This window comes from Saccharomonospora iraqiensis subsp. iraqiensis (assembly GCF_000430445.1).
Classification (GTDB): domain Bacteria; phylum Actinomycetota; class Actinomycetes; order Mycobacteriales; family Pseudonocardiaceae; genus Saccharomonospora; species Saccharomonospora iraqiensis.
On sequence record NZ_KE387032.1, the window covers coordinates 3,186 to 6,913 of the forward strand.

The window sequence follows — 3,728 nt, forward strand, 5'->3', positions numbered from 1 at the left end:
CTGGCGGCGACCCGCCGCATCCTGGGCACGGCGCCCGGGGCCCCGCCGGGCCCGGCCGGCGCCCGGGTCATCATCCTCACCACCTTCGACCGCGAGGACTACCTCTTCGAGGCCCTGCACGCCGGGGCGAGCGGGTTCCTGCTGAAGAACGCCGCCCCGGAGGACCTCATCGACTCGGTCCGGGTGGTGGCCCGCGGGGACGCGCTGCTCTCCCCCGAGGTGACCCGCCGCGTCATCGCCCGGTTCGCGGGGCCGGCCGCCCCCGTCCCCGGTGCCGCCGGGTGGCGCCCGCCGGAGCTGACCGACCGGGAGTACGAGGTGCTCGTGTCGCTGGCCCGTGGGGCGAGCAACGCCGAGATCGCCGGCAGGCTGTTCCTGGGGGAGACGACCGTGAAGACGCACGTGTCCCGGGTGCTGACCAAGCTGAACCTCCGGGACCGCACCCACGCCGTGGTGTACGCCTACGAGAACGGCATCGTGGCCCCCGGTCGGGAGTGACGGCGACGCGCCCGGCGCTCCCCGCCGTCCCCCGCGGGGAGGACGCACCGGGTCGGTCGCGCGCAGGACGTCGTCGGTCGGTGCCGTGTGATTGACTCCGCCGTCATGTTGACCGTGACATCGATCAGTCGGAGCTTCGGTGCGCACCGTGCGCTCGACGACGTCTCCTTCGAGGTCCGGCCGGGGCGCATGACCGGGTTCCTGGGTGCCAACGGTGCGGGCAAGACCACCGCCATGCGGATCATCCTGGGGGTGCTCGCCGCCGACTCGGGCGGTGTGACCTGGGAGGGACGTCCGGTCACGCAGGCCTCGCGCCAACGGTTCGGTTACATGCCGGAGGAGCGCGGGCTGTACCCGAAGATGCGGGTGGCCGAGCAGATCGCCTGGCTGGGGCAGCTGCACGGACTCGACCGTGCCGCCGCCCGCCGGAACACCGCCCGCCTGCTCGACCAGCTCGAACTCGCCCCGCGCGCCGACGACAAGCTGGAGGAGCTCTCGCTCGGCAACCAGCAGCGGGCGCAGGTCGCGGCGGCGCTGGTGCACGACCCGGTGCTGCTGATCCTCGACGAACCGTTCTCCGGGCTCGACCCGATCGCGGTGGAGACGGTGCTCGCCGTGCTGCGCGACCGTGCCGCCTCCGGCGTGCCCGTGCTGTTCTCCAGCCACCAGCTCGCCGTGGTCGAGCGGCTGTGCGACGACCTGATCATCATCTCCGAGGGGGAGATCGCCGCCGCGGGGGAGCGCACGGAGCTGCGCCACCGGTACGGCCGGACGCGCTACGAGATGGTGGTGGATTCCGACGCCGGATGGCTGCGGGACCTGCCCGGGGTGCGGGTGCTCGACCTCGACGGGGCCCGCGCGGTCCTCGAGCTCGACGACGCGGCGGATCCGGGGGACGGGGCCGGCGCCGACCAGGCGGTGCTGCGGGCGGCGCTGGACCGGGGAGCGGTGCGCACCTTCGCACCGGTCGTGCCGACCCTCGAGGAGATCTTCAAGGAGGTCGTGTGATGACGTCGACGGACACGCGGACCTCGACCGCCCCCGCCCCGCCGACCGGCCCGGGCACCGGGACGTCGTTCCGCTCGGCCACGTGGCTGGTGGCCGAGCGGGAGATCCGCAGCTTCCTGCGGATGAAGAGCTGGTGGATCGGCTTCGCCACCCTCGTCGTGGGACTCTTCGCGACGGCGCTGCTGCCGTCGCTGTTCGGCGGCGGGGACGCGGCCGACGACGGCAGGCCCGGGGTCGCGGTCGTGGGCACCGACCCGCCCCCGGGGCTGGAGGCGGCCGCCGACGACATCCGGATCCTCGAGGTCGACGATCCCTCGGGCGCCGGGCAACTGCTGGCCGACGGCGAGGTCCGGGCGATCGTCACACCGGACGGGACGAACGGGTCGGACGCCGGGGTGCACGTGATGGCGGCGTCCGAACCACCCCTGGTGATCCTGGACGCACTCGGCACCCTCCCACCGGTGGAGATCGTCGAGACCCCGGACGACGCGGGTGGGGGAGAGCAGGCGCTGGTCTCGCTCGTGTTCGGGCTGGTGTTCCTGATGTTCGGCATGGGGGGCATCGCGATCGCGCAGAGCACGGTCACCGAGAAGCAGACCCGCATCGTCGAGATCCTGGTCTCCACCGTCCCGGTGCGGGCGCTGCTGGCAGGGAAGATCGCCGGGCACTCCCTGCTGACGATCGGACAGGTCCTCGCGCTCGCCGTCCTCGCGCCCGTCGCGCTCCGGCTCGGGGGGCACACCGAGTTCCTGTCCGTGCTCGCCCCGGCGCTGGGGTGGTTCGTGCCGTTCATGCTCCTCGGGTTCGTGCTGCTGGCGGCGATGTGGGCGGTCGCGGGCTCCGTGGTCAGCAGGCAGGAGGATCTCGGTTCGAGCACGGGCCTGGTGATGCTGTTCGTCATGGTGCCCTACTTCGCCGTGGTGTTCTTCGGCGACAACCCGGGGGTGCTCGCCGTGCTGTCCTACGTGCCGTTCTCCGCCCCGGTGGGGATGCCGGTGCGCCTGTTCACCGGGGACGCGCAGGTCTGGGAGGCGGTCGTCTCCCTCGGGCTGCTCGTCGCGGCGCTCGTGGTGATCGTGCTGCTCGCGAGCCGGGTGTACTCCGGGGCGCTGTTGCAGACCCGTGGCCGGATCGGGCTGGCCCGGGCGTGGGCCCGCGCGGACGACCGACCGACCGGGGACCGGGCGTGACCGGCGGTAGGGTCGGCACCGACGATGATCACGAAGGAAGGGTGGAGCCGATGTCGGTGACCGGGCTCGAACTGCGGACGCTGTCGGACGAGCCGGCCACACTGGCGTCCCTCGGCGCACGGGTGTTGCTGGTGGTGAACGTGGCGTCGCGGTGCGGGCTGACCCCGCAGTACTCCGGTCTGGAACGGCTGCACGAACGCTACGCCGACCGCGGCTTCACGGTCGCGGGCTTCCCGTGCAACCAGTTCGCCGGGCAGGAACCGGGTGGGGCGGAGGAGATCGCGACGTTCTGCGCGACCACGTACGGCGTCACGTTCCCGATGTTCGCCAAGATCGACGTGAACGGCCCGGACCGGCATCCGCTGTACGCCGAGCTGGTGCGGCACCCGGACGCCGACGGCGAGGCCGGGGACGTGCAGTGGAACTTCGAGAAGTTCCTGCTCGACGACGCGGGAACGGTGCTCGCCCGGTTCCGCCCGGGCACGGAACCGGAGTCGGACGAGGTCGTCACCGCCGTGGAGGCCGCGCTGGCCCGGGGCTGACCGGGCACGGGCGGGTGGCCGGGGTACGCCCCGCGAGGGCCCGGACGGTCGCGGTCAGTCCGAACCCGGCCACCACCCCGCCCGCCAGTAGCGGCAGCCGGGCGCCGGTGGCCCTGTCGACGTCGGCGGCTTCGGTGTGCCCGGTCAGCGGCCCGAGTACCGGCCACAGCGGCACGTACTCGCCGAATGGCGCCAACCGCCGCTTGTGGTAGATCGCGACCACGCCGTCCGCCCGGTAGTGGTGGGTGCCGCAACCGGTCCGCCACGTCCGGCCGGTCGGCCGGGTCCACCGGGACGCTGCTCTGCCCCCACACCACGACGTCGACGTCGGCGTCGGCGAGTGCCGCGGTGCGCCGCAGGTGTGCCCGCAGACTGTCATCGGCCACGCCGGGCTGGACCCCGCCCACCCGTAGCGCACCCTCGGCGGGCGGAACCGTCCGCGCCAGGCCGAAGGTGACCGTCGCCGCGAGAACGCCGAGCGCGAGCACGG

The 3,728-nt window shown here is 73.4% G+C and carries 4 protein-coding genes; all 4 read left to right on the top strand.

Annotated features, from left to right (window positions below; translation table 11 throughout):
- Positions 1–498 (top strand): LuxR C-terminal-related transcriptional regulator (locus tag ACTIR_RS0100655; RefSeq protein WP_026452840.1); only part of this gene is annotated, 498 nt, incomplete at its 5' end.
- A gap of 105 nt (positions 499–603) precedes the next feature.
- Positions 604–1,506, top strand: a complete 903-nt coding sequence (locus ACTIR_RS0100660) for an ABC transporter ATP-binding protein (RefSeq protein ID WP_026452841.1) — start codon at positions 604–606, stop codon at positions 1,504–1,506.
- Complete coding sequence (locus ACTIR_RS0100665; protein ID WP_026452842.1) at positions 1,506–2,696, top strand: ABC transporter permease; 1,191 nt, start codon at positions 1,506–1,508, stop codon at positions 2,694–2,696. The genes ACTIR_RS0100660 and ACTIR_RS0100665 overlap by 1 nt, the downstream gene beginning before the upstream one ends.
- A 50-nt stretch (positions 2,697–2,746) precedes the next feature.
- Entirely contained in the window at positions 2,747–3,238 is a 492-nt protein-coding gene (locus ACTIR_RS0100670) for a glutathione peroxidase (RefSeq protein ID WP_026452843.1), read from the top strand.
- Positions 3,239–3,728: the final 490 nt, after the last annotated feature.

What these genes read in the sequence shown, in the direction of transcription:
- ACTIR_RS0100660 (WP_026452841.1), top strand. Translation starts at nt 604, where the DNA reads ATGTTGACCGTGACATCGATCAGTCGGAGCTTCGGTGCGCACCGTGCG.
- ACTIR_RS0100665 (WP_026452842.1), top strand. Translation starts at nt 1,506, where the DNA reads ATGACGTCGACGGACACGCGGACCTCGACCGCCCCCGCCCCGCCGACC.
- ACTIR_RS0100670 (WP_026452843.1), top strand. Translation starts at nt 2,747, where the DNA reads ATGTCGGTGACCGGGCTCGAACTGCGGACGCTGTCGGACGAGCCGGCC.